Source organism: Oscillibacter sp. (assembly GCF_028693505.1).
Lineage (GTDB): Bacteria > Bacillota > Clostridia > Oscillospirales > Oscillospiraceae > Oscillibacter.
This window is the reverse complement of the sequence record NZ_JAQUVF010000010.1, coordinates 1-24,716: the sequence shown is the minus strand read 5'-3', so window position 1 is coordinate 24,716 and position 24,716 is coordinate 1. Positions and strand designations below refer to the sequence as shown.

Sequence of the window (24,716 nt, the reverse complement as noted above, 5' to 3'; positions counted from 1 at the left end):
ATCCTCCTCACAGAATGGTTATCCGAGAAAATCCTTTACCGCCCGGCGATAGGCAGCCACGGGGTCGGGGTCCTGGGTGATGGGACGGCCCACCACGATGTAGTCGCAGCCCGACCTTCCGGCCTTCTCCGGGGTCATGATGCGCTTTTGATCGCCCACGGCGCTGTCCGCAAAGCGGATGCCCGGGGTGACGGTGAGAAACGCCGCGCCGCAGCGCTCCTTCACCAGCGCAGCCTCCAGCGGGGAGCAGACCACGCCGTCCAGACCGCTTTGGGCGGCGTTGTTGGCGTAGGACAAAACGGTCTCCGCCATGGGGGTGTCGATCAGCAGCTCGCCTTTTAAGGCGGTTTGGTCGGTGGAGGTCAGCTGGGTGACGGCAATCAGCAGCGGACGACTGCCGTCCGGACGGGTCAGCCCCTCCAGCGCGCCGCGCATCATCTCCGAAGCGCCTGCGGCGTGGAGATTCACCATGTCCACATCCAGCCGGGAGAGAACGGACATGGCCCGCTTGACCGTGTTGGGGATGTCGTGAAGCTTCAGGTCCAGAAAGATCTTGTGGCCCCGGTCCTTGATTTTGCGGACCATGTCCGGCCCCTCGGCGTAAAAAAGCTCCATGCCGATTTTTACAAAGGGCTTTTCCCCGGCGGGAAAGCGGTCCAGAAACCGCAGCGTCTCTTCCCCTGTGGGGAAGTCCAGCGCGATGATTACGTCTTTAGCCATGATGTGCTCCTCCCGTCAATTCAGAAATTGTGTCCACGCCCAGCTGTGCACAGACAGCGGGCAGGCGCTCGATAATGGTTTTGCAGGCGTAAGGGTCCTTGAGGTTGGCAGCGCCCACCTCCACGGCGGCGGCGCCCGCGAGCATCATCTCCGCCGCGTCCTCCGCGGAGGAGACTCCGCCGCAGCCGATGATGGGAATTTTCACCGCCTCATAGACGTCCCAGACCATCCGCAGCGCCACAGGGAACACAGCGGGGCCGGAAAGTCCGCCGGTGCGGTTGGCAAGCAGCGGCCGCCGGGTGCGCAGGTCAATGCGCATCCCCAGCAGGGTGTTGATGAGGCACAGTCCGTCGGCCCCCGCCTCTTCGCAGGCGCGGGCGATCTCGGTAATGTCGGTGACGTTGGGGGTCAGCTTCATGAAAACCGGCTTGTTCGTGACGGCTTTCACCGCCCGGGTCACCTCGGCTGCGGACTTGGGGTCGCAGCCGAAATTTTTGCCGCCTGCGTGGACGTTGGGGCAGGAGATGTTGACCTCCAGAATGGCCACCTGCTCCACCGCGTCCAGCTTCCGGCAGTTTTCCGCATACTCCGCAAGGGAGAATCCGCCCACGTTGGCGATGACGGGGCCGTGGAAAATCTCCGCGATGTGAGGGACCTCCGTTTCGATCACCGCGTCCATGCCGGGATTTTGAAGGCCCACGGCGTTGAGCATTCCGCAGGGCGTTTCCGCAATCCGGGGCTGGGGATTGCCCAGCCGGGGAGCGGCGGTGGTGCCCTTCCAGGAAAAGCTGCCAAGCACGTCCAAATCATAGGCCTCGGCGTACTCCCGGCCATAGCCGAAGGTGCCGGAGGCGGGGATGATGGGGTTTTTCAGCGCCACGCCCGCAAGAGAAATCTCCAAGTTTACCATACGATCTCCTCCCGGAACAGAATGGGGCCGTCCTTGCACACCCGCTTATAGCCATTCACCGTGGGGACGGTGCAGCCCATGCAGGCGCCAAAGCCGCAGCCCATCCGGGCCTCAAAGCTGAACTGACCGCCGGTGAGCTGGGGCAGGCCGTGCACGGCTCGCAGCATGGGCAGCGGCCCGCAGGCCAGTACGTAATCGCACTCCGGCACGTTGCGGATGCAGTCGGTCACAAAGCCGCGGGTGCCCAGAGACCCATCCTCCGTGGCGATGAGCAGGCGGCAGCCCAGCGCGGCAAATTCCTCCAGATAAAAGGCGTCCTTCCCGGTCCGAAAGCCCAGCGCCACTGTGAAAGGAAGGCCCGCTTCCAGCATCCGCCGGGCAAGGCCGTAGAGCGGCGCGATGCCGATGCCGCCGCCGGCGAGGATGGGGTGCCTACCGGCAAGGGCTGGGTCAAAGCCGTTTCCAAGGCCGCTCAAAACGTCCACTTCCGTGCCGGGCACGCAGCGCACCAGCTCCCGCGTGCCATCGCCCACCACCTTCACCAGCAGCATCAGGGCGTCCTGCGTCCAGTTGCAGATGGAGATGGGGCGGCGGAGAAATTTTCCCGGCAGCTCAATATTGACAAACTGCCCCGGCGCGGTGATGGCGGAGGTGTCTCCCGAGAGCACCACTTCATAGGTGTCCTCCGTCAGCTGCCGGGCGTGTTCCAGCGTAAAAAATGATTTTTTCATAGTGCCTCCTGCTGCGCAAGATCCGCGTAGACGACCTCTCCGCCGCAAATGGTCATGGCCACGGCGGCGGATACGCCCCAGCCGTCGAAGGGGGTGGCATGCCCCAGGGAGCGAAAATCGGCGGCGTTCACCACGTGGGGGCGGTTCACGTCCAGCACCGTGAGATCGGCGATCTCACCGGGGGCGATCTCGCCGCCGGGCAGGCCAAAAAGACGCCGGGGCGTCACGCACATTGCCCGCAGAAGAAGTTCCAGTGGCACGACCCCGGTTTCCACCAGCTGGGTGTAGAGCACCGAAAAGGCGCACTCCAGCCCCACAATGCCGTTGAGACTTTCTTGCAGGGACCCGCTCTTTTCCTGGGCGGAGTGGGGGGCGTGATCGGTGGCGATGCAGTCGATGGTGCCGTCCAGCAGTCCCTCCAGCAGGGCGTCCCGGTCCGCGCTGGAGCGGATGGGCGGGTTCATGCGAAAGCGCCCCTCGTTTTGCAGGTCAGCGTCGCAAAGCAGCAGGTAGTGCGGCCCGGTCTCGCAGGAGACCGGCAGCCCCTCCGCCTTGGCCTGCCGGATCAGCGCCACGGATTCCTTGGTGGAGATGTGGCACAGGTGATAGCGGCAGCCCGTCTCCCGGACCAGCCGCAGATCCCGCTCCACCTGACGCCATTCGCTCTCGGAGGGATTTCCAATCAATCCGTTGGCGCGGGCGTATTCCCCGTCATGGACGCACCAGCCCTTGGGCAGCAGCGTGTTGTCCTCGCTGTGGGCCACGATGGGCCTGTCCACCGACTTGGCCAGAAGCATGGCCTGAAGCATCCGCTCTTCGGACTGGACGCCCTTTCCGTCATCGGAAAAGCCCGCCACAAAGGGCGCCATAGCGGCAAAGTCCGCCAAGGTTTCGCCCTGTTCGTCCCGGGTGATGGCCCCGTAGGGGTAGACGTGGATTTTGCCGTTTTTGGCGATGGCGTCCAGCTGCACCTGCAAGTGCTCCATGTTGTCCGGCACGGGCTTCAGGTTGGGCATGGCACATACGGCGGTGTATCCGCCGCGGGCGGCAGCCGCCGTGCCGGAAAAGATGGTTTCCTTATAAGAAAAACCAGGCTCTCGAAGATGAACATGAACATCAACGAAACCTGGAACAAGGAGCTGATTATGCAATTCAATCACGGAAAACCCTTCCCGGGGAAGAGTGGGGGAAACGGAAACAATACGACCCTCGTTGATCGCTACGTCGGTATTTCGAAACGCGCCATTCAAAAAAACGGCTCCGCCGGTCAGCAGCAGACTCATATAGGCTCTCCTTCCTCTTTTTTCATTCGACTTATTATACTATCGGAAATCACCGGAATTGTCAACGGGTATTTCCAGAGTAGGATGCACAAAAAGCGGGCCGGTTACCGGCCCGCTTTTGACGATGAACCTCTGCTTCGATTCCCGCGCACGTTTTGGAGGGGGAAAACAATCGCGCTGGGCGCACGCGGTCCGCAATCAGGGACTCCCTGAAGCGGCGCTCAGGGCTGCGGGTGCCGGGGACGGTGGTCCATCCAGCTTGCGTACTGCTCTGTCAGCTGCGGCCAGCCCACCAGCTGCCACCAGCTTTCAAAATAGTCGCCCCGCCGGTTTTGGTACTGAAGGTAGTAGGCGTGCTCCCAAACGTCGCAGCACGTCAGGGGATGCAGCGGCAGGGGCGTATCCTGATTGGGCGTGCTGCGGATGGATAAGCGCCCGTCGTCGTCGCTGGTGAGCCACGCCCAGCCGGAGCCAAACTGCCCCAGCGCCGCCGTTTTCAAGGCGGTTTTGAGCGCGGGCAGATCGCCGAAATCCCGGGCAATGGCGCCTTCCAGCGCGCCAAGGGGGGAGGAGGCCGGCGTGGGCGAGAGCGTGCGGAAATAGAGGTCGTGGTTGTAAACGCCGCCGGCGTTGTTGCGAACGCCCTGCCGAATGCTCTCAGGCAGGCTCTGCCAGTTTTGGCATAGCTCCTCCAGCGTCCACGTCTGGTATTCCGGGTGGTCGCTTAGCAGGCGGTTCAGATTGTCCACATAGGCGGCAAAATGCTTGTCGTGATGAAAGTGCATCGTCCGCTCGTCCAGCTGCGGCGTCAGCGCATCGTAGCCGTAGGGCAGCGGTGGCAGGGAAAAGGGAGCGTGTTGTTCCATCATAGTGCGTCCTTTCCGGTAAAGTTCTCAAGAAAGTATATGCGCTTTGCCGGAAATTATGGGGCAAAAAGTTAACGAGTGCGTCTTAGGGGGAGACGGAGTATAGCAGCCAAGCAATTTTCCCATTTGTCTTTCAAATATCATCTGTGCCGGGATGTATCCCAAACCTTTAAAAAAACGGCAGCATGGAAGCGCTCCATTGCTGCCGTTTTAAAGACATTCTTATTAGACCGGGACATTTGACAGCGCGCGCTTTGACGATCAGCAATGACCGCAGGTGTGCTCGTGCCCACCGCAGTGATGGCCCTCTTCGTGGTGGTGGTCGCAGGTGGCTCCCTCGGCAAAGGCGAGCGTGCCGCCCAAAAGCTCCGCCACCCGCTCGTCGGCGTTTCCGGCACAGCCGGCGTAGAGCCGGATACCGGTCTGCGAGAGCGCTTCCTGCGCGCCGCCGCCGATGCCGCCGCAGATCAGGGCCTCCACGCCGTGCTCCGCCAGAAATCCAGCCAGCGCGCCGTGGCCGCTGCCGTTGGTGGGGACGATCTGCGCGGAGGCGACAGAGCCGTTTTCCACGTCGTAAATCTTGAACTGCTCGGTGTGGCCGAAATGGCCGAAAACGCTGCCGTTTTCATAGGTGACTGCAATTTTCATAAGGTGTGTCCTTTCTGATCTTGGGCTGCGTGGGGAAAGCCGTCCAACGCAGCGGCGCTTATTTTTTCAGGGTATCCACCCACTCGCCGTACTTTTTGAGGTTGGCGGCGGCCTCGTCGGCGGTTTTGCCCTGGGTCAGGATGTAGACCTTGATCTTCGGCTCCGTGCCGGAGGGGCGGACGATGACGGAGGTTCCGTCGGCCATCTCAAAGCGCAGCACGTTGGACCCGGAAAGCTCCATGGCGGATTTCGCGCCGGTGGCGCAGTTCGTGACGGAACCGTCCTGATAATCCTTCCAAACGGCGGTCCTGACGCCGGAGAGCTGGGCGGGAGGGGCGCTGCGCAGGGACTCCATCAGCGCTGCCATGTCCTTCAACCCATCCAGTCCGGGCATGACCAGATTGTGGGTCTTTTCGGCAAAATGCCCGTATTTTTCATACAGCGCGTCCATGGCGTCAGATAGCGTCAGGCCCTGAGAGGCATACCATGCGGCCATTTCCGTCAGCAGCAGGGAGGCGGTGACGGCGTCCTTGTCCCGGACATAGTCGCCCAGCATGTAGCCGTAGGACTCCTCGTAGGAGAAGATCACTTTGCCCTCGCCGGTGCGCTCCAGCCGATCCTTTTTCTCCGCCAGGAACTTGAAGCCGGTGAAGGTGTCAAAGCAGGAAAGGCCGTTGACCTCCGCCACCTTGCGGGCCATTTCTGTGGTGACGATGGTTTTCAGCGCCACGGCCTTTTCCGGCATCCGGCCGGAGCGCTTCATAGCGCCGATCAGGTAATCCAGCAGCAATACGCCGGTCTGGTTGCCGGAAATGACCTTGAATTCGCCGGACTTGGTCCGCACCATGACGCCCACCCGGTCCGCGTCGGGGTCGGAGCCTACGATGAAATCGGCGCCCTCCCGCTTGGCAAGGTCCACCGCGAGATAAAACCCCTCGGGGTTTTCCGGGTTGGGGGAGACGACGGTGGGGAAGTTTCCGTCTATCGCCATCTGCTCCGGCACGCAGTAGAGGTGCTTGATGCCAAGACGGCGCAGCGCCTCCGGAATCAGACGGTAGCCGGTGCCGTGGAAGGGGGTGTAGACCACCTTGAAGGTGTCCGCCACCTTGGAAACGGTCTCTTTGTCGTTGACCTGCGCCATGACGTTGGCGAGGAATTTTTCGTCCGTTTCCGCGCCCAAAACCTCCACAAGGCCCGCCTTCACGGCCTCGTCATAGGGCATGGTGCGGATGCCGGTGAAAATGTCGATCTCGCCCAGCCGCTTGGCAATGGCGTCGGCGTGGTGGGGCGGCAGCTGGGCGCCGTCCTCCCAGTAGACCTTGTAGCCGTTGTATTCCTTCGGATTATGGCTGGCGGTGACGTTGATGCCCGCCTGGCAGCCGTACTCCCGCACGGCGAAGCTCAGCTCGGGCGTGGGGCGCAGGGACTCGAAAATGCGCACGTGGATGCCGCTGGCGGCGCACACCTCCGCAGCGGCCCGGGCAAAGTCCATGGAGTGGTTGCGGCAGTCCATGCAGATGGCGACGCCCCGGCGCTTTCCCGCCTCGCCCTCAGCGGCGATGACGTCGGCAAAGCCCTGGGTGGCCCAGCGGATCACGTGGAGGTTCATGTTGTGCAGTCCGGTACACATGGTGCCCCGCAAACCGGCGGTGCCGAATTCCAGAGGCGCATAAAAACGGGCCTCGATCTCCCGGGGATCGTTCCGGATGGCCTCCAGTTCAGCGCGTTCCGCCGCAGAGAGGGCGGGGCTGGCCAGCCACTTTTCGTATTCTTGCATGAAATCCATAATGATACCTCCTATGTAAAATGTGGAAAATGAATGACAGCGTGCTGTGGGTGCGGGAAAGTCTCAAAACCGCTCTCCGCGCCGTGAAATCTCGGGGGAGCGGCGGGCAGCTCAGGGCGCGTCCTCGTCGGATACGGGGCCTTCCTGCATGTCCGGCTGAAGTAGCAGTGCCTGCGCTTCCGCCAAGCGGGACTGGGGCACATAGAGGTCCGCACCTTGGCCCGCAAAGCCGAAGAGGACCTTGCCCAGCGTCCCGGATTTGAAGGCGGGGATGCCGCAGCCGTCCAGCAGGGAGAGGGTGATGTCGGCCATGGCGTCCAGCTCCCACTGGACCGTCAAATGGGCGGCGGGTTCCGGCGTTCCGTCGGCGGTGCGGGGCCAGTTCGCGGGAATGCCCTCCGATCTGGCCCAAAAATCCTTTGCCTGTTCCATGAAAAAATCACCTTCTATTTATGATACCGACTTCCGGCATTGATCTGATAGGCCCGATAGATCTGCTCCAGCAGCATGACCCGGGCCAGATGATGGGGGAAGGTCATGGGGGACATGGAGAGCTTCTCCGCCGCCAGCGCTTTGATGGAGGGGTGCAGTCCGAAGGACCCGCCAATCACAAAGACCAGGTGGCTCTCACCCCGGTCGGCGCTGCCGGACATCAGGCGGGCCAATTCCTCGCTGGAGCGCAGCTGCCCCTCCACGCACATGGCGATGACTGTGGCGGAGGGCGGGAGCTTTCCGCGCAGAGCGGCGGCCTCCTTTGCAAGGGCGGCTTCAATCTGGGCCGGGGAGGGGTTCTCCGGAAGCCGCTCCTCCGCAAGCTCCGTGATTTCCAGCTTGCAAAAGCGGGAAAGGCGCTTGCTGTATTCCGCCGCGGCGTCGGTATAAAACTTTTCCTTCAGCTTCCCCACGCACAAAATCGTCACTTTTTGCATAGCGGCCTCCTGCAAACGGTGTGGGGCCCGCTCAGCTCGCTGCGGGGCGCAACGGACAGCTCCGGGTCTATATCCGCGGCGGAGAGCGCGGTCTCCACGGTCTGCAAGGCCATGGCGGGGGTGTTGTTCTCCCGGCTCAGGTGGGACAAAACCAGTTCCCGGGTCCCCCGCTGCGCCAAGGTGACGGCAAACTGGGCGGCATCCGCGTTGGAGAGATGGCCCTCCCGGCCCAGAATCCGCTGTTTGAGATAGTAGGGATAGGGGCCGCTGCGCAGGACCTCCGGGTCATGATTGGCCTCCAGAAAAACCAGCTCCGCGCCGGGCAGAATTTCCCCGGCCTCGCCCGTCACGTACCCCGTATCCGTCAAAAGTCCCACGCTGCCGTCCGGCGTGTCCGCCCGGTAGCCGCAGCAGCCGGGGGCGTCGTGAGAGGTGGGGAAGGCGGTGATCGTACAATCGCCAAGGGAAACGGGGCGGCAGAGGGGGAGCGGGGAAAGACGGTCGGAAATGCCGGCAAGGCGGTATTCCAGCTCCCGGCAGGTGCGCTCCGAGGCCGACACGGGGCAGGCGGTGCGCTTTAAAAGCGTTTGCAGCCCAGAAATGTGGTCCGTGTGGACATGGGTGATGAAAACGGCGTCCAGATCCTCCGGCCCAAGGCCCAGCTGTCGCAGGGAGGCTGTGATGCGGCGGCAGGAGATGCCCGCGTCGATCAGCAGGTGAGTGGCGTTGCAGGTGAGCAGCAGCGCGTTTCCGGAGGAGCCGCTGGCAAGCGTATGTACAGTGGTCAAAAGTGAATCCCTCGTTTTTCTGATAATAAAAGCGTCCGCTCAAGAGAACGCCGACAAAGGGTCGTCATCCTCCTCAGCGGACGCAAGCGTAATTCAATAAAGAGGAGCGGGCTTACCCGATATGCGCTTCCAGTTCCTCCGCGTCGCCCGGCTCCTCCACGGCGCGGATGTCGGCGCCCAGCGCCTGGAGCTTTTCCACAATGTTTTCGTAGCCGCGCTCGATATACTGCACGCAGCTGACCTCGCTTTGTCCCTGCGCCGCCAGAGCGGCGATGACCAGAGCGGCGCCCGCCCGCAGGTCGCAGGCCTGAATGGGCGCGCCGGTGAGGTGGTCGACACCCTCCACTACGGCGGTCTTGTCGTCCACCTGAATGGACGCGCCCATGCGCTTGAGCTCGTCCACATAGCGGTAGCGATTGTTCCAAACGCTTTCCGTCACCAGAGAGGTCCCCTCGGCAAGGGTGAGGACCGTGGTGATCTGGGGCTGCATGTCCGTGGGGAAGCCCGGGTAGGGCAGCGTTTTGACGTTGGCCTTTTGCAGCTTGCCGGTGCGGCGGACCAAGAGCGTGTCCTCCCGTTCCTCCACCTCCACGCCGCACTCCTGCAATTTGGCAGTGATGCAGTCCATGTGCTTGGGAATAATATTCTTCACCAGAATCTGACCGCCTGCGGCGGCCACGGCGGCCATGTAGGTGCCCGCTTCGATCTGGTCCGGAATGATGGCGTAGCTGCCGCCCAGCAGGCGGTCCACGCCGTGGATCTTAATGGTGTCCGTACCCGCGCCGCGCACGTTGGCGCCCATGGAGTTGAGGAAGTTGGCAAGGTCCACGATATGCGGTTCCTTGGCGGCGTTTTCGATGACGGTGACGCCCTGGGCCATGACGGCCGCCATCATGATGTTCATGGTGGCGCCCACGGACACCACATCCAGATAGATGTTGGCGCCGTTCAAACGGCCGCTTTCCGTGGAGGCGTGGATAAAGCCGCCCTCGACCACCACCTTGGCACCCAGCGTGGTGAATCCCTTGACGTGCTGGTCGATGGGACGCACGCCAAAGTTGCAGCCGCCGGGCATGGCGACCTCCGCCTGACCGAAACGGCCCAGCAGCGCGCCGATGAGATAGTAGGAAGCGCGAATCTTCCGGGCCAGCTCATAGCTGGTCCGGGTGGAATGGATGCAGTGGCAGTCGATTTCCACGGTGTGGGGGTTGATGCTGCGGATGGAGGCACCAAGCTGCTCCAGAATGCGCAGACACAACGTGACGTCGGAAATCTGGGGGATGTTTTCGATCCGACAAACGCCGTCCACCAACAGCGCGGCGGGAATGATGGCCACAGCCGCATTTTTCGCGCCGCTGATCTCCACCTCGCCAAACAGGGGCTTTCCGCCCTGTACAATATACTTCGTCAAGATTTGACCCTCTCTTCAAGGAACAGATTCTTTGGTATCGGCAAACTGTTTTCATAAAAACAGTTTGCCCGTATGGTGACACTTCATACCAGCAATCGGATATGGGGCGGGCAGTTCTTGCCCAGCAAATTCACCCGTGGACACTATACCATAACCGGGCAGGAATTGCAAATCATTCCTGCCCGGTTTCCATAAAAAGTGCAAACAAGACACCCTTGCCCCAAATTCACAAAAAAGTGACAGCGCCTGTCACGCAGTTTACATAATAGTTGACCGTATTTGTGACGATGCACCACGACGGAACCAGCGCCATGGGGACGGAAGCGGAGCTTTGCAGCTCGAAGCAGGGATACAGGTCCGTCACGGAAGAGACCACCGCGCTGGTTTCGCGGCGCATTTTCAAAAAGGCGGTCAGGGCGGCGGAGGCGGAAAGCAGCTCGACTTCGGAGGTAACCTCCGTGAAGGCGTCGGGCAGCAGGGTTCCGCTGACGGCGGTCAGCGTGCCGCCGGAAATTTTAAAGGTGAGCGTACAGTTGAACACGGGATCGTCGTCATAGAGCCGGGCGGCGTGGGCGGTGCCGTTGCCGTCGCCATCAAGCTGAAAGACCGGTTCCTCAAATTGAAATTCCTTGCAAAAGCTCCGGCAGAAAGCGGCGGCGTCCGTGGACAGCGTGCCGTTGGCGTCAAAGCCGCCGCTGGCGCGAAAGAGGGCGGCGCCCCGGTCGCTGCTGTAAGTGGAAATGCCGCCACCCTGATCCGAACGGGAGAGCTGGTTGCCCAAAAGCACGCCGGCAACCTGTCGTTCCAGCGCGGCATCCCGGACCAGGGTGCGTCCGGTGGGCGGCGTTTCCGAAGAGATGACGGCGGGGTCCAGCGTGATCCCGTCGGCGGCAAAGAGGGCGCTCAGCTGCTGCGCGGCGGTCCGGTCCGCAGAGTTTTTTCTGGATTCCCGCAGCGCCAGTGAGGAAAGAAGAAAGAAGTTCATCAGGACCAAAATCAAAATGATGATGTTTTTCAGGCGGTATCGGTCCATAAAGGTCCTCCTTTTTCGTAGAAATTCAGTCTGAGAGCCAGCAGATATTCAGCGTGGAACCGCCGCCGTCCGCATAACCGACGGATAATTCCGCGCCCTCCTCATCGGAGGAAATGGCCAGAGCCTGCCGCAGCGGCAAAAGCGGGGAAGCCGTTCCGCCGGAGAGCGTGTACTGCCGGAAGCGGAGGGAGAGGGAGGAGACGGCGGCCCCGTCCACCGTCAGCTCCGCGGCACAGCTGCCGTCGGAAAAACGGATGGGGACGCCGTTCACCTGATAGCCGAAGCGGAGCACGGCGGAGGCGCCGTTTTGCACAAAGCTTTGGAGATAAGGCTCCGCATCCCCGGTGTTTTCCAGCAGTGCGCTGACCAGGGCGGTGGCGCCGTGGGCAATCTCCAGCACCGTGGGCGCATCACTGTTCGCACTCTCCAGGGTGAGGGCGCTCTCGCCGCCGCTGCGGTAAAGGACGGTCCCGTCCGGACCGATGCGCAGGGAGCGGTCGCCCTCCACCACCACCTCCGTGCCGTCAGATTCCGGATAGCGGTAGTTGGTTCTGGGGTTGAATTTCAAGGAGGTGAGCAGCGAATCGGTTTCCGTAAGCGGGTTTCCCCCGTGGAGGGCCGGAAATTCCGGAAGGGCGTCCGGGAGGAACAGGGAGCAGGGGGCGACATTGGTGAAATCATTGTCCGACTCCGCTTGGTCGAAGGCAAAGACGGCATTGCCCAACTCATACCGGTTGATGACGGCATCCAGATCGCTGGTGGAGACGGCAGTGGAGGAGACTTGATAGTTGTCGCTGCCGTCCCAGAGGTAGAGGGAAAGCCCTGACTCCGCAGTTTTCGAGAGGATCAAGCACCGGGCTTGCAGAAAGCTTTTGGCGCCCGCGCCAATTTGGTCGGCTAAAATGGGCAGCGGCAGGGGGGAGAGAAAATCATAATAGACGGAGGTGTGCGCCAGCGCGTCCAAAAAATCCTGCTGCGTGCAGGGAGCGTAAGCCTTTGCGGAGCCAAGCGCCTCGCCCAGCAGACTGCCAAGAGGGAGGAAGCTCTCGTCGGATGTCACAAGGGACACGTTGCCATAGCGGCCGTAGGTCCCGGTGACGGCAATGCGGACGGGGGCGGAGAGCACGGTGGACTGGGCGCCGACTGCAGCGCCGGAGGAGGCCGGCGGCGTCAGGAACTGAGAAAGTGAGGAACCGGCGGTGCTGTCCCACAGACTGGACAGCTGGGGTTGCAGCATGAGGACCGCCGCGGAAAGGGAGAGGAGCGCGATGGCGATGTTCTGGAAAAAATCTTTTCGGTCCCGGGGGTCCTCTTTCATACGCGCGCCTCCTTTCAAATGAGTCTGGGCTACGGTGTCTGCGTCCGTCCGCCCCGCTCCTGGGCGATGGGAAGCGTCAGCCGGACGGTGGTGCCGGGGCCTTCGTGGGGAGCCAGCGCGATGGAGCCGTGATGGCGCTGCACGATCTCCCGGGCGATGGAAAGCCCCAGACCGGTACCGCCGGACTCCCGGGAACGGGCCTTGTCCACCCGGTAAAAGCGCTCGAAAATGCGCTCCCGGTCCTCTTCTGGAATCCCGATGCCGTCGTCGCAGACGTCCATAAAGACCTGCTCCTCCGTGGAATCGGCGGTGACGCGGATGTGCCCGCCGTCAGGGGTATACTTGATGGCGTTGCCGATAATGTTCATCATGACCTGCTCCAGACGGCTCCGGTCGCCCACGATCAGCGGCAGACTTTCCGGCGGCGTGTAGCGCAGTTCCTGACCCCGCTGGCGGGCGTTGAGCGCGTTGGCCCGGACCACGCTTTCGATGGCCTCCCCGAAGGGGAAGCGGGAGAGCGAGAGCTCTGTGTTTCCGGCATCCAGCCGGGAGAGGGTCAAAAGGTCCTGCACGATATGCGTCATGCGGTCCGTCTCCGTGATGATGATGTCCAGAAAGCTGTTGGACATCTCAAGGGGGATATCTCCGCCGGAGTCTTGCAGCGTCTCCGCGTAGCTGCGGACGTTGGTGAGGGGGGTGCGCAGCTCGTGGGAGACGTTGGCCACAAATTCCTTTCGCCGCTCCTCGTTGCGGTGCTGCTCCGTCACATCGTGGAGAACGATGAGGACGCCGCCGCTCTCCTGATCGGAGAAGGGCGCGAGAAACAGCTCCAGCGTCCGTTCATCCACCTTCATCTCCGCCTCGGCGTAGTTGGGCCGCTGGAGGGAGAGCATTTGACTAAACGGATACAGCGTGCCGAAAAGCTCGTCATAGGTGCAGGTTTCATCCACAACGCGGTGGAGCATTTCCGTGGCGGCGGGATTGCAGTGGATCAGCGTGCCCGCGTGGTCGAAGGCGACCACGCCGTCGGTCATGTGAAGGAAGAGCGTGTCCAGCTTGTTGCGCTCGTTTTCCATGGCGGCCAGTGTGGATTGGAGCACGCCCGCCATTTCGTTAAAGGTGCCGGTGAGAATGCCGATCTCGTCGGTGGACTCCACAGGCAGGGCGCTGTCAAAGTCGCCGGCGGCAACCTTTTCCGCGCCGGCGGTCAGCTTCTCAATGGGGTCCACCATGGTTTTGGACAGCAGGAAGCTTAGCAGCACGGAGATCAAAAGCCCGATGATGAGCGCCTGCATGATGAGCAGGGAAAGCTGGCTGTTCAGGTCGGACACAGCGTCCTTGTTGTCCAGAACGTAGATGATGTAGGCGTGCTCGCCCCCCAGAATGGGAATCGCCAGATCCATGTAATCGGCGGTAATGTCGCTTTCATCTCCTGCCACGGTCTCGTTTTTCTGGACCACGGCGTTCCGCGCGGTCAGCAGATTGGCGCTTTGCTCCCGGGGGAGGACGGAGGCGTCGGCGGAGCCGCCCAGATAGGTGCCGTCGGTACCGTCCAGCACAAAGTAGTTCCGGGTGCGGTAATCAATGCCGAGAGACCCGGCATTGGCCTTCAGAATCCCCAGAATGCGGTCGGCCCCGTCCGCCTGCGCCGCCTCGCTGCGAAGCGTAGACACGAAGTCGCGGCGGTCGGACCCGAACACGTCGTTCATCTGTTGATAGAAGGTGTTGATATAAAAGCTGGAGACGCTGGTGGTCAAAAAGGAACCCACCACTGCCATCAGCGAGGTGATGAGCAGCAGCATGATGAGTGTCAGCTTCATGTGCAGACTGCGAAACAAGACGGATCACCGTCCTTCCTGTTGGAAGTGCGCGGGGGATGAAACGGGGCGGGGAAGGGGCGGTCAGGGTACCGCGAAATAGTATCCCGCGCCGCGCCGCGTCAAAATATAAAGAGGGGTCGCGGGGTCGTTTTCAATCTTTTCGCGCAGTCGGCGGACCGTTACATCCACCGTGCGCACATCGTCTCCCACGTAGCCGTAGTTCCACACCTGTTCCATCAGATCCACCCGGGAGAACACCTTGTTGGGGTGGCTTGCAAGAAAGGTCAAAAGCTCGTATTCCCGCTGGGTGAGGTCGATGACCTTTCCGCCGCGGAACACCTGATGGCTGTCGGTGTTGATGGAGAGGTCCCCGGCCACGGGCATGGCGGTGTCCGACGCGGAGGCGGCGGGGGCGGCCATGGCGGTGCGGCGGATGTTGGCGCCCACCCGGGCGATCAGCTCCCGCATGGAAAAGGGCTTTGTAATATAGTCGTCGGCGCCGATCTCCAGACCCAGGACCTTGTCAGTCTCCTCTTCCCGGGCGGTGAGGATGATAACGGGTACGTTGTCGCCCTCCTGCCGCAGCGCGCGGCACACGTCAAAGCCGTTCATCTGCGGCAGCATCACGTCCAGCAAAATCAGATCCGGGCGGCGGGCGCGGGCCTTTTCCAGACCGTCGGTCCCGTCGTAGGCCTCACAGGTTTGATAGCCCTCCCGCTGAAGATTGAACCGCAGAATATCCACAATGTTTTTTTCGTCCTCAACGATCAAAACGGTTTTCTGATAGTCCATAAGTACCTCCTTGCGTTTTCGTGGGTTATAGATTCAGCTGTACCTTCGCTTTGAGTACGGCGGCTACCGTTTTTGCGTCCTCGATCTCGCCGTTGAGGCACCGGTGCACCATTTCGTCAAACGGTATGCGCTCCACATTTAAAAACTCATCCGGGTCCAGGCACTGCTCTCCCATGTGGAGCCCCCGGGCCAAAAACAGATGCAAAACCTCGCTGTAACAGCCGGGGGCGGGGAGGATGCGGCCCAGCGGCAAAAAGGTATCCGGCACGGCGCCGGTCTCCTCCTTCAGCTCCCGCAATGCGCCGGTCACCGGGTCCTCGCCGGGGTCCAGCTTGCCGGCGGGAAGCTCCAGAAGCGTCCTGCCGAATACATAGCGGTACTGACGCACCGTGAGCACGTTGTTCCGCTCGTCCAGCGCAAGCACTGCCACCCCGTCCACATGCTCCACCACCTCCCGGTAGGAAGTGTGTCCGTTTGGCAGCAGCACCTTGTCCGAGTGGACGCTGAAAAGCGGCCCCGCGTATTTTTCTTCCCGGCTGAGCGTCTTTTCCGTCAGGTCAATCAAATCATTCATCGCATGACACCTCACGTTTAATATCTGAAATAGAAGTCAATGATTCGTTATTATAACACGGTCCATGGAAATTGCAAAGACCGTTCTTCCTCTTGAAGATTGCGCGCAGGCGTGGTATAGTATAACTCTGCAAGACGCCAGAGAAAACGAGGTGAGACCCACGGAGAAAAAGGGAATCAAGATCGCCGCGCAAAACCGCAAAGCGTTCCACGACTACTTCGTGGAGGAAAAATTTGAAGCCGGCGTGGAGCTTTTCGGCACGGAGGTCAAGTCCATCCGAGCCGGTACGCTGAACCTGAAGGACGCGTACTGCACCATCAAGGATGGGGAGCTGTTCGTCCACGGAATGCATGTTTCCCCCTATGAAAAGGGAAATGTCTTTAATAAGGACCCGGTCCGCGTCCGGCGGCTTTTGATGCACAAGCGGGAAATTGGAAGGCTTTATGCACTGGTCAAGCAGGACGGCTACACGCTGATTCCCCTGTCGGTCTACTTCCGGGACGCCCGGGTAAAGCTGGAGATCGGTCTTTGCAAGGGCAAAAAGAACTACGATAAACGGGCGGCCACCGCGCAGCGGGACGCCAACCGGGAGATCGACCGCACAATGAAAGAGAGGAACCGCTGATGAGCCTGTTTCCCGGCAAAAAATCACAGAGTCCAGAGGGTATCCCCCTCCAGCAGATTCCGGAGAAATTCGTGGTCCGGAGGAATCGGTCCATGCTGGCCATGGGCCTCGTGCTGGTGTTCGTCTTTGGAGGCGTGTCGGCGCAAAATATTTTGACCAAGGGCCTTGCCCAGAGCCGGGAGACGCTGATTGCCGGCGTCTTTTGCGTGCTGGCGGGGATCGCGGTCCTGCTGGATTATAAGAACCACCGGCTGGAGGTGGACGGGGAGACGCTGCGATACGCCAATCTCTTCGGACAGGCCGTCCAGTTTCAGGTGTCCGACATTGCCACGGTGCGCCAGGATATCAGCGAAAATCCAAAGCTTTTGTCCGAGGAGGGCCGGCTTTTGGCCCGGTTCGACCGCAGTATGGAAAATTTCCAGGTGATGATCGCCTATTTGAAGGCGCATCATGTCACCGCGGATCTTTAAATAAGAAAGGAACGATTTTTTATGTCCGATCAGAAAAATCCCATTGCCACCTTTACGATGGCCGATGGCCGCGTCATGACGGCGGAGTTGTATCCCGAGAAGGCGCCCAACACCGTCAATAACTTTATCGCGCTTGCCAACAAAGGCTTTTACGACGGCCTGATCTTCCACCGCGTCATTCCCGGCTTCATGATCCAGGGCGGCTGCCCCAATGGCAACGGCATGGGCGGCCCCGGCTACGAGATCAACGGCGAATTTTCGGCCAACGGCTTCCGTCAGAACGATGTGGTCCATACCACCGGCGTCCTTTCCATGGCTCGGACCATGGCGCCCAACTCTGCTGGCAGTCAGTTTTTCCTGATGGTGGCGCCTGCGCCCCATCTGGACGGACAGTATGCCGCGTTTGGAAAGCTGACCGAAGGGGATGAAATCGCCATCGACATCTCCCGCGTGCCCCGGAACATGGCAAACGACAAGCCGAAGAAGGACGTTGTCATCCAGTCTGTCCGGGTGGATACGCTGGGCGTGGACTATCCCGCTCCCGAGACCCACTGAGCGCAAAGAACAATTATTTAGGAGGGATTCCGGATGAAAACGGCGATCATCACCGGCGCGTCCTCCGGACTGGGACGTGAGTTTGTCCGCCAGATCGCGGACGTGTTTCCCGAGGTGGAAAGCTACTGGCTGATTGCGCGGCGCTCGGAGCGGCTTTCAGAGCTTGCTGAGGCGCTGCCGGGAAAGACGGTGGCGTGCCTTAGCCTGGATTTGTGCGACGCCATGAGCTTCATGGCCTATCAGGAGAAGCTGCGCGCCGAGCAGCCGGAAGTCGTGCTGCTGGTAAACAATGCCGGCTGCGGGTATCTTGGCCGGGTGGGCGAGATGGATACCGCGTCCCAGACGCGGATGGTGGATTTGAACGTGCGGGCGCTGACGGCTGTCACCAATATGACGGTGCCCTACATGGCGACGGGCGGCTCGATTTTGAACGTGTCCTCCATCGCCTCCTTCTGCCCGAACCCCCGCATGACTGTCTACTCCTCCACCAAGGCGTATGTGTCCTCCTTTACCATCGGCCTTGCCGAGGAGCTGCGCGCCCGGGACGTCACCGTGACGGCGGTCTGCCCGGGCCCCATGAAAACCGAATTTCTGGATGTGGGCGGAATTGCCGGAAACTCCAAAATGTTTGCCACGCTGCCTTACTGCGATCAGGTGCGGGTGGCGGGCGGCGCCCTCCGGGCGGCGCGGGCGGGCCGGACGATTTACACGCCGCGCCTCGTCTATAAGTTTTATCGGGTCCTGGCAAAGGTCACACCGGCAGGGCTGATGGCCAAACTTGCAAAAACCTGAAAATGTCACAGAATCGTAACACACTTTCATGGGGAAGTGTGTTATGATTCTGGGTAGCAAGATTCCGCCGCTGCGCGGTCGAAATACGGGGATGTACCGGTTTCGACGGGGGTGTGGAGGCGGGACCAGCGGGCGGCGGCGCCTGACCGCCATAAAACGGGCAACTTTTATAAATTAAATAACAACAACACAGTTGCTATTGCTGCCTAACTAAGGCAGCCGTCCGACCCGGAAGGACCGCGAGCCGGGAAGGGCGTCGTTTAGCGGTAAATGTGAGCGCAGTAAGCTTTGCCTGCACCACACATCATGAAGCTTACCCGACCTGACGGCGTGACGGTTTGCCGTTTGGAAAGGGAACAGGGAGAAAGACTCCCGCAATAACCGTCTGCGCCCGGAGAAAGTCCCGTTCAAGCGCTTTCGGACGCGGGTTCAACTCCCGCCATCTCCACCAGTTCTGAAATTCCCTGTTTAGCACGAATCCCCGCCTGCGGGCGAGGCTTCTTAGTCGGACAGGGAATTTCTTCGCTTTCGCGACAAACCCGCTGCGCTTACGCTTTGCCGCGAGGGAACGAGGGATCCTATCTAAAGTGTTTAAGGGAGGGCTTGACATGCCGGATTACAAAGCAATGTATTACCATTTGGCAGGAAGGATGGCAACAGCAATGGATGTGTTAGATGCCACAACGAAAGCCTTGGTAACCATCACCGAGAAGCTGAAATTGGCACAGCAGACAACAGAAGAGATGTTTATCAGCAGCAATGAAAACGATGATGAAGACGGGATTGCGGCGGATAAAAAGTGATTGCGCAAGCAGCTGACCGAAAAAAGCGAAAATCGGATAGAATACCATTGCTATACAGACCTCTCAAAAAGAAAAGACATCCGGTCGGATGTCTTTTCTTTTTTGCGGGTATCCTTGAAAAGGACGCGGTCATTCCGACGCCTTTTTTTGCAGACTGCACAATCCCGCACCGATGGCGGTTGCGAAGGTGGCGTTTTCGGGAATCAGGTAGTGATACCCAAACAGCCGCTCAAAATTTTGGAAGTTGTCGGCGGCTTGGGGGAGAGTGGTCATGGCGCCGGTGAGAATGACCGTTTTGGTGTCGCAGGCCTGACAGGCCAGCACCGTCATGATGCCGATGGATTGCAGCACGAGATTCACCACGCCTGCCGCCAGATCGGCGGGGGAGGCGTCCTCCGCCAGATTGCCGAAGTTCGCGGCGGTCAGATCCGGGTCCAGCGTGGCGGCCGGATTTTGAGAGAGGTCCTTGATGGTGAGATCCACTTTGCCCAGATCGCCCTGCTCCGCCAGATGCTTGATCTGACCGAAGCGCTCCGCGCCCACCAGCTTCCGGCAAAGACCGCCTAATGTCCCGCCGCCGATACCGCTGCCGCAAAGGTGCCGAACCTCCCGACCCTTCTCCGCCCAAAGAAAGGCCGTTCCGGTCCCCATGGTCACTACCACGCCCTTTTCCTGACCGGACAGCGCCAGCGCGCCGGTCCCACTGGCGGAAAATTCGTCTACCTTGCAGGTGGGGATTCCGAAAATGTCCCCCTCCACAAAGCTGGCGCCAACGCCGGTGAGCACCACCCGCCGCACGTTTCGCAACGTCAAAGCGTTACTGGTGAGGTAGTTGCCCAGCGCGCCGTACAGACTGGTTACCTGATCCTCCGCCCGGACACGCAGCATGGATACGATTTCCCCGTCAGTCCGCAGACCCACGATCTTGGTGGTGGAGCCGCCGATATCAATTCCCAAAATGACGTCCATGTAAGTGAAGTCCCTTCTTTTTCGGGCGGCGGAGACCGCGGCGCCTTTTTCCTCCCATCATAGGGAAGGAGAAGCGCTCTGTCAATCGGAATTGGAGAATTTGTTGACAAAAGTGGAGAAAAGCAATTGCTTTTCCGGGGACACCCGTCTATAATCAAGTCAAGTGACAAGACACAAAACAACTGTTTTTGAGGTGCAGTATGAATACCGAACAGAAGTTAAATATGACCATGCTCTGCGACTTTTATGAGCTGACCATGGGCAATGGCTATTTTCAGGCGGGCTATCAGGACCGCATCACGTATTTTGATGTGTTTTTTCGGGACGTGCCGGACAAGGGCGGCTTCGCCATCTGCGCCGGGCTGAGCCAGTTGATCGACTATATTCAAAACCTGCGTTTTGAGGAGGCGGACCTTGCTTATCTGCGCGAAAAGCAGATGTTCTCCGAGCAGTTTTTGGCGTATCTCCGGGATTTCCGCTTCACGGGCGATATCTGGGCGATTCCGGAGGGAACGCCCATTTTCCCGCGTGAGCCGGTGGTCACGGTGCGGGCGCCCGCCATTCAGGCCCAGCTGATCGAAACCTTTACGCTGCTGACCATCAACCACCAGAGCCTGATCGCCACAAAGGCCAACCGGATCGTCCGGGCGGCGCAGGGGCGGACGGTGCTGGAATTCGGTTCCCGCCGGGCGCAGGGCACCGACGGCGCCATCTCCGGCGCCCGCGCGGCCTATATCGGCGGGTGCAAGGGAACGGCCTGCACCATTTCCGACCAGCTCTATCAGGTTCCCGCCGGCGGCACCATGGCCCACGCCTGGGTCCAGATGTTTGACAGCCAGTATGAGGCCTTTCGGACCTATTGCGAGGTCTATCCCACCAACGCAACGCTGCTGGTGGACACCTACAACACCCTGAAGTCCGGCGTACCAGACGCTATCCGCGCCTTCAATGAGGTCCTCCGCCCCCGGGGGATCACCAAGTGCGGTATTCGGCTGGATTCCGGGGACATTGCGTACCTCACCCGGGAGGCGCGCAAGATGCTGGACGATGCCGGCTGGGAGGGGTGCCAGATCTCTGCGTCCAACTCGCTGGACGAATATATTATCCGGGACCTTTTGCTGCAAGGCGCAAAGGTGGACCTGTTCGGCGTGGGCGAGCGGATGATCACCGCCAGCAGCCAGCCGGTCTTTGGCGGGGTTTATAAGCTGGCCGCCGTGGAGGATGCCGCCGGCAACATCCTTCCGAAAATCAAGGTTAGCGAGAATGTGGACAAGATCACCAATCCTCATTTCAAAAAGACCTATCGGATTTTTGACAGGGCTACCGGCAAGGCAGAGGCTGATTATATCACCGTGTGGGATGAGCCGGTGGATGACTCCAAGCCGCTGGAGCTGTTTGATCCGCAGGCCACATGGAAGCGAAAGACCTTTACAAGCTTTACTGCAAAGCCCTTGCAGGTGCAGGTGTTTCGGGGCGGCGAGCTGGTCTACCGGCAGCCCTCCCTTCAGGAAATACAGGCCTATTGCCAGGAGCAGGTAGAAACGCTCTGGGATGAGGTGAAGCGCTTTGAGAATCCGCACAACTATTATGTGGACCTGTCCCAGCGCCTGTGGGAGATCAAGCAGAGACTGTTGCACGAGAATTGCTGAATGTGCAGCCCCGCCTTCGGGCGGGGCTGCATTGTTTACACAATCGCGGTTGAAGAATTTTGGGTTTTCCATTATAATATAATAATTCACCATAAAATCGGGACACTTCCGGTAGAGAGAAGAGAGACAAGGAGAGTGGATGCCTATGCATAAGAACCTGCCGCAGCCGACGGAGCGGATAGAGCGGCGCATTTCCGCAGCGACCAGTATTTCCATGTGCGTGCTCACCGTTTTGGCACAGATCGCCACCACGCTGCTGCTGACGTATTTCCTGCGGGAAAAGGCCAGCTATGTTTATGCAATTTTGGAATTTGCCGGCGCCATCGTGGCCATCCGGGTGTATCAGCGGCCCGGCAGCCCCTCCTATAAGTTGGCGTGGATGTGTTTGCTGCTGGCGCTGCCGGTATCCGGCATGATCCTCTTTTGCCTGTGGGGCGGCACCCATCAGGCCAAAAGCCTGAGCTTACTGAAAATTTCTCCCACGCCCGAGCGCGAGAGCCAGCGCATGGGCAGCGAGGCCAACCTCAGCCGCCTGAATCACCAGTCCCCGGCGTGGGGGCGGGTGGCGACCTATCTCCAGAAACGGGGCTTCCCTCTCTGTCGGAATACCGATGCAAAGTATTTTGGGGACGGCGCGGCGTTTTTTGACGATCTGATTCAGCACCTCTCCCAGGCAGAGGTGTATATCTTTCTGGAGTATTATATCCTTGCGGAGGGCCGGGTGTGGGACCGGATGTTCGCCGTGCTGCGGGAGCGGGCGGCCGCCGGCGTGGAGGTGCGCATCATCTTCGACGATTTCGGAAATCTGACCCGCCTCTCGGACGATACCCTTCAAAAAATGCAGAACGCCGGGATCGAGGTGGAGGTGTTCAACCCAGTCCACCGATATGTGAACCGCATTTACTTCAACTATCGCGACCACCGGAAAATCGCCGTCATCGACGGGCAGTTTGCCTATACCGGCGGCATCAACGTGGCAGATGAATATGCCAACCTGATCGTCCGGTTCGGCCATTGGAAGGACAGCGCCGTCCGTGTGGAGGGCGAGGGCGCCTGGGGCTTTGCCACCCAGTTTATGCAGATGTGGAAGATGATGGGCCGCACGCTCCAGAATGAGGATGACTATTACCGTCCCCGCCATGAAGCGCCGGCCGCCGCCGGTTTTTGCCAGCCCTTTACCGACGGGCCGCTGAATAACCCCGATAACCCCATCGAGGAGACCTATCTCCAAATGATCGGCTCCGCCAAACGGATGCTGTATCTCACCACGCCGTATTACGCGGTGGAGGAGTCCATGCAAAAGGCGCTTTGCATCGCGGCGGACTCGGGCGTGGATGTGCGGCTGCTGATTCCCGGGACGCCGGATCATAAGCTCACCTATCTGGTGGCGGAGACTTACTGGGGCGAACTTTTGCGCCACGGCGTGAAGATCTACAAGTATACGCCGGGCTTTCTGCACGCCAAGAGCGTCATGGTGGACCGGGAAGCCGCCCTCATCGGCAGTACCAATATGGATTACCGGACCTTCCAGCTGCACTACGAATGCGGCGTGATGCTCTACCATATGCCCGTGGTGGAGGAATTGCTGGAGGATTTGGACAGCATCATGGCGCAAAGCGCTTTGTATACGCTGGAGGAGTGGAACGACCGCTCCTGGTTCCGCCGCAGCTTTGCCTCCATTTTGCGGCTGGGGGCGGTCTGGATCTGAGAATTGATGAAATGAGATTGCGCGGGATACCGGAGTGCGGGAATAGGCTCCGGCTCCCGCACTGATGTTGGGAGGCCAATATGTCACGCGAGCTGACACAACTGGAGACTGCGGAGCGCAGTCTTATCAAAACCTATCGAAAGACGCTGTGGAATCCATTCATCGCCGCCGTGAAGCGGTATGAGCTGGTGGACCCCGGCGACCATATTGCGGTGTGTATTTCGGGCGGAAAGGATTCCATGGTGCTCGCCAAGCTGATGCAGGAGCTGCAAAGGCATACCGAGCAGCCGTTTGCGCTGACCTTTCTCGTCATGGACCCGGGCTATAACGCGGAAAATCGGGCGCTGATCGAATCCAACGCGGCGCTGCTGGACATTCCCGTCACCATTTTTGAAAGCGATATTTTCACGGTCACCACGCAGGTGGATAAAAACCCCTGCTATCTTTGCGCGCGGATGCGCCGCGGCTCCCTCTATGCCAAGGCGCAGGAGCTGGGGTGCAACAAAATTGCGCTGGGCCACCATTTTTCCGATGTGGTGGAGACCACGCTGCTGGGCCTTTTTTACGGCGCCCAGATGCAGGCGATGCCGCCGAAGCTCCACAGCAAAAACTTCCCGGGTATGGAGCTGATCCGTCCGCTCTACTGCGTGCATGAGGACGCCGTGATCGCTTGGAAGAATTATAATCACCTCCGCTTCCTGCAATGCGCCTGCCGCTTCACGGAGGAGCGGGACGCTGCCGGAGACGGCGTGGGGGAGAGCAAGCGGCAGGAGATCAAGCTTTTGCTGCGGGAGCTGAAAAAGACCAACCCCAATATCGAAAAAAGCATATTCCAGGCCATTCACGGCGTGCAGCTGGATACGTTCCCTGGCTTTAAATGCCGGGGGCAGGCGCATTCGTTCCTTGATTTTTATGAGGAAGCGGCGCTGTTTGGCGGGGAGTCGGAGATGTAAGGGCGGAAGGAAACGGGGCCAAAAAGAAAAAATAAATAGGAAATTTTGAAATTTCTATTGACAAAAAAGCTCTTTCTTGTATAATAATATCTGTTCGCTACGGCGAGCGGAGATAGCGGGTTTGTGTAAAGGTAGCACAGCAGACTCTGACTCTGTATGTGAGGGTTCGAATCCTTCACCCGCTGCCAAAAGAAGAAAGTCCTGAAACCACAAGGTTTCAGGACTTTTCTTTTGCTATCCGTGGGTACAGACGGTTTTGATGGCCTGCGTGGCCTTAATGACGGACTTCATGAAAAGCATCTCGTCCTCCAGCACCTTGCCCTGCTGCTCCAGTAGTTGCAAAATCTTTTCTTCGTTGTGCATTGTGGTCTCCTTATAGGTATCGCTTTAGCACATCGCACAAAGTATCCTTGTACTGGCTCAGCTCGTAAATATCTTGTAGGACATACTTGGTTTCTTTTGGCTCAACTCCAAAGTTTGTTGATGAAAAGGTCTGTGCTATACTGGTACAGGTGATTGTAAATGGTAAATGGATTCACAGACATGATAGCTGGTTCCCTCAATCTGAAAGAACCGTGGTATG

27 protein-coding genes, 1 tRNA gene and 1 other RNA gene are annotated in these 24,716 nt (G+C 59.8%); 11 read left to right on the top strand and 18 right to left on the bottom strand.

Annotated features, from left to right (window positions below; genetic code table 11):
• Positions 1-18 precede the first annotated feature (18 nt).
• From pyrF to PHI30_RS04590, 4 genes are read right to left on the bottom strand one after another with little or no spacing between them, the layout of a single operon-like run.
• Positions 19-720 (bottom strand): orotidine-5'-phosphate decarboxylase, encoded by a 702-nt coding sequence (gene pyrF, locus PHI30_RS04605; RefSeq protein WP_300024490.1) that lies wholly within the window; start codon positions 718-720, stop codon positions 19-21.
• On the bottom strand, positions 713-1,630 hold the full coding sequence (locus PHI30_RS04600; RefSeq protein WP_300024488.1) for a dihydroorotate dehydrogenase: 918 nt from the start codon (positions 1,628-1,630) through the stop codon (positions 713-715). The genes pyrF and PHI30_RS04600 overlap by 8 nt, the downstream gene beginning before the upstream one ends.
• Entirely contained in the window at positions 1,624-2,361 is a 738-nt protein-coding gene (locus PHI30_RS04595) for a dihydroorotate dehydrogenase electron transfer subunit (protein WP_300024485.1), read from the bottom strand. The genes PHI30_RS04600 and PHI30_RS04595 overlap by 7 nt, the downstream gene beginning before the upstream one ends.
• On the bottom strand, positions 2,358-3,563 hold the full coding sequence (locus tag PHI30_RS04590) for a dihydroorotase (protein WP_300024598.1): 1,206 nt from the start codon (positions 3,561-3,563) through the stop codon (positions 2,358-2,360). The genes PHI30_RS04595 and PHI30_RS04590 overlap by 4 nt, the downstream gene beginning before the upstream one ends.
• On the opposite strand from PHI30_RS04590, the gene PHI30_RS04585 reads away from it, so the two are divergent.
• Positions 3,465-3,857: a hypothetical protein gene (locus PHI30_RS04585; protein WP_300024603.1), complete on the top strand. Its 393-nt coding sequence runs from the start codon at positions 3,465-3,467 to the stop codon at positions 3,855-3,857. The two genes, PHI30_RS04590 and PHI30_RS04585, sit on opposite strands and share 99 nt — an antisense overlap.
• A gap of 8 nt (positions 3,858-3,865) precedes the next feature.
• On the opposite strand, the gene PHI30_RS04580 is transcribed toward PHI30_RS04585, so the two are convergent.
• The 12 genes from PHI30_RS04580 to PHI30_RS04525 form a co-directional block, all read right to left on the bottom strand.
• Complete coding sequence (locus PHI30_RS04580; RefSeq protein WP_367186330.1) at positions 3,866-4,513, bottom strand: superoxide dismutase; 648 nt, start codon at positions 4,511-4,513, stop codon at positions 3,866-3,868.
• A gap of 258 nt (positions 4,514-4,771) precedes the next feature.
• Positions 4,772-5,158 (bottom strand): NifB/NifX family molybdenum-iron cluster-binding protein, encoded by a 387-nt coding sequence (locus tag PHI30_RS04575; protein WP_300024482.1) that lies wholly within the window; start codon positions 5,156-5,158, stop codon positions 4,772-4,774.
• Positions 5,159-5,216: 58 nt separating this feature from the next.
• Positions 5,217-6,944: a phospho-sugar mutase gene (locus PHI30_RS04570; protein WP_300024479.1), complete on the bottom strand. Its 1,728-nt coding sequence runs from the start codon at positions 6,942-6,944 to the stop codon at positions 5,217-5,219.
• 111 nt (positions 6,945-7,055) lie between these two features.
• Positions 7,056-7,376 carry a hypothetical protein gene (locus PHI30_RS04565; protein WP_300024476.1) on the bottom strand — a complete coding sequence of 107 codons (321 nt, stop codon included), beginning with the start codon at positions 7,374-7,376 and terminating at the stop codon, positions 7,056-7,058.
• A gap of 14 nt (positions 7,377-7,390) precedes the next feature.
• Positions 7,391-7,873, bottom strand: a complete 483-nt coding sequence (gene rlmH, locus PHI30_RS04560; RefSeq protein WP_300024473.1) for a 23S rRNA (pseudouridine(1915)-N(3))-methyltransferase RlmH — start codon at positions 7,871-7,873, stop codon at positions 7,391-7,393.
• Positions 7,861-8,661 carry an MBL fold metallo-hydrolase gene (locus PHI30_RS04555; protein WP_300024470.1) on the bottom strand — a complete coding sequence of 267 codons (801 nt, stop codon included), beginning with the start codon at positions 8,659-8,661 and terminating at the stop codon, positions 7,861-7,863. Before PHI30_RS04555 ends, rlmH begins: the two co-directional genes overlap by 13 nt.
• A 112-nt stretch (positions 8,662-8,773) precedes the next feature.
• The gene (locus PHI30_RS04550) at positions 8,774-10,072 is read right to left on the bottom strand and encodes a UDP-N-acetylglucosamine 1-carboxyvinyltransferase (protein ID WP_300024467.1); all 1,299 of its coding nucleotides are present in this window, start codon (positions 10,070-10,072) and stop codon (positions 8,774-8,776) included.
• Between the two features lie 226 nt (positions 10,073-10,298).
• Complete coding sequence (locus PHI30_RS04545) at positions 10,299-11,105, bottom strand: hypothetical protein (RefSeq protein ID WP_300024465.1); 807 nt, start codon at positions 11,103-11,105, stop codon at positions 10,299-10,301.
• Between the two features lie 25 nt (positions 11,106-11,130).
• Entirely contained in the window at positions 11,131-12,423 is a 1,293-nt protein-coding gene (locus tag PHI30_RS04540; protein ID WP_300024462.1) for a hypothetical protein, read from the bottom strand.
• 29 nt (positions 12,424-12,452) lie between these two features.
• Positions 12,453-14,243, bottom strand: coding sequence for an ATP-binding protein (locus PHI30_RS04535; RefSeq protein WP_300024460.1), 1,791 nt, complete (start codon positions 14,241-14,243; stop codon positions 12,453-12,455).
• A gap of 81 nt (positions 14,244-14,324) precedes the next feature.
• Positions 14,325-15,035 (bottom strand): response regulator, encoded by a 711-nt coding sequence (locus PHI30_RS04530; RefSeq protein ID WP_300024458.1) that lies wholly within the window; start codon positions 15,033-15,035, stop codon positions 14,325-14,327.
• A gap of 25 nt (positions 15,036-15,060) precedes the next feature.
• On the bottom strand, positions 15,061-15,609 hold the full coding sequence (locus PHI30_RS04525; protein WP_300024456.1) for an NUDIX hydrolase: 549 nt from the start codon (positions 15,607-15,609) through the stop codon (positions 15,061-15,063).
• Between the two features lie 64 nt (positions 15,610-15,673).
• Between PHI30_RS04525 and smpB the strand changes: the two genes are divergently transcribed.
• The 6 genes from smpB to PHI30_RS04495 all read left to right on the top strand — a co-directional run bounded on the left by smpB (position 15,674) and on the right by PHI30_RS04495 (position 18,854).
• Complete coding sequence (gene smpB / locus PHI30_RS04520; protein WP_300024453.1) at positions 15,674-16,234, top strand: SsrA-binding protein SmpB; 561 nt, start codon at positions 15,674-15,676, stop codon at positions 16,232-16,234.
• Positions 16,234-16,704, top strand: a complete 471-nt coding sequence (locus PHI30_RS04515; RefSeq protein WP_300024451.1) for a hypothetical protein — start codon at positions 16,234-16,236, stop codon at positions 16,702-16,704. Before smpB ends, PHI30_RS04515 begins: the two co-directional genes overlap by 1 nt.
• A gap of 21 nt (positions 16,705-16,725) precedes the next feature.
• Positions 16,726-17,259, top strand: a complete 534-nt coding sequence (locus PHI30_RS04510; RefSeq protein ID WP_300024449.1) for a peptidylprolyl isomerase — start codon at positions 16,726-16,728, stop codon at positions 17,257-17,259.
• Positions 17,260-17,292: 33 nt separating this feature from the next.
• A complete protein-coding gene (locus PHI30_RS04505; RefSeq protein ID WP_300024447.1) occupies positions 17,293-18,051 on the top strand; it encodes an SDR family oxidoreductase in 759 nt (252 codons plus the stop codon).
• Between the two features lie 87 nt (positions 18,052-18,138).
• Positions 18,139-18,502: a transfer-messenger RNA gene (ssrA, locus tag PHI30_RS04500) on the top strand.
• A 157-nt stretch (positions 18,503-18,659) separates the two neighbouring features.
• Positions 18,660-18,854 (top strand): hypothetical protein, encoded by a 195-nt coding sequence (locus tag PHI30_RS04495; protein ID WP_300024445.1) that lies wholly within the window; start codon positions 18,660-18,662, stop codon positions 18,852-18,854.
• Positions 18,855-18,983: 129 nt separating this feature from the next.
• Here the strand turns inward: PHI30_RS04495 and PHI30_RS04490 are convergent, their stop codons facing one another.
• Positions 18,984-19,823 carry a BadF/BadG/BcrA/BcrD ATPase family protein gene (locus PHI30_RS04490; protein WP_300024443.1) on the bottom strand — a complete coding sequence of 280 codons (840 nt, stop codon included), beginning with the start codon at positions 19,821-19,823 and terminating at the stop codon, positions 18,984-18,986.
• Between the two features lie 200 nt (positions 19,824-20,023).
• Here PHI30_RS04490 and PHI30_RS04485 point away from each other — a divergent pair, with 200 nt between their 5' ends.
• From PHI30_RS04485 to PHI30_RS04470, 4 genes are all read left to right on the top strand, one after another.
• Positions 20,024-21,472, top strand: a complete 1,449-nt coding sequence (locus PHI30_RS04485) for a nicotinate phosphoribosyltransferase (RefSeq protein WP_300024441.1) — start codon at positions 20,024-20,026, stop codon at positions 21,470-21,472.
• Positions 21,473-21,617: 145 nt separating this feature from the next.
• The gene (gene cls / locus PHI30_RS04480; protein ID WP_300024439.1) at positions 21,618-23,180 is read left to right on the top strand and encodes a cardiolipin synthase; all 1,563 of its coding nucleotides are present in this window, start codon (positions 21,618-21,620) and stop codon (positions 23,178-23,180) included.
• Positions 23,181-23,260: 80 nt separating this feature from the next.
• Complete coding sequence (locus tag PHI30_RS04475; protein WP_300024437.1) at positions 23,261-24,133, top strand: ATP-binding protein; 873 nt, start codon at positions 23,261-23,263, stop codon at positions 24,131-24,133.
• Between the two features lie 114 nt (positions 24,134-24,247).
• Positions 24,248-24,321: transfer RNA gene (locus PHI30_RS04470), tRNA-Gln, on the top strand.
• Positions 24,322-24,367: 46 nt separating this feature from the next.
• Here PHI30_RS04470 and PHI30_RS04465 read toward each other — a convergent pair.
• Positions 24,368-24,496 (bottom strand): hypothetical protein, encoded by a 129-nt coding sequence (locus tag PHI30_RS04465; protein ID WP_300024435.1) that lies wholly within the window; start codon positions 24,494-24,496, stop codon positions 24,368-24,370.
• Positions 24,497-24,716: the final 220 nt, after the last annotated feature.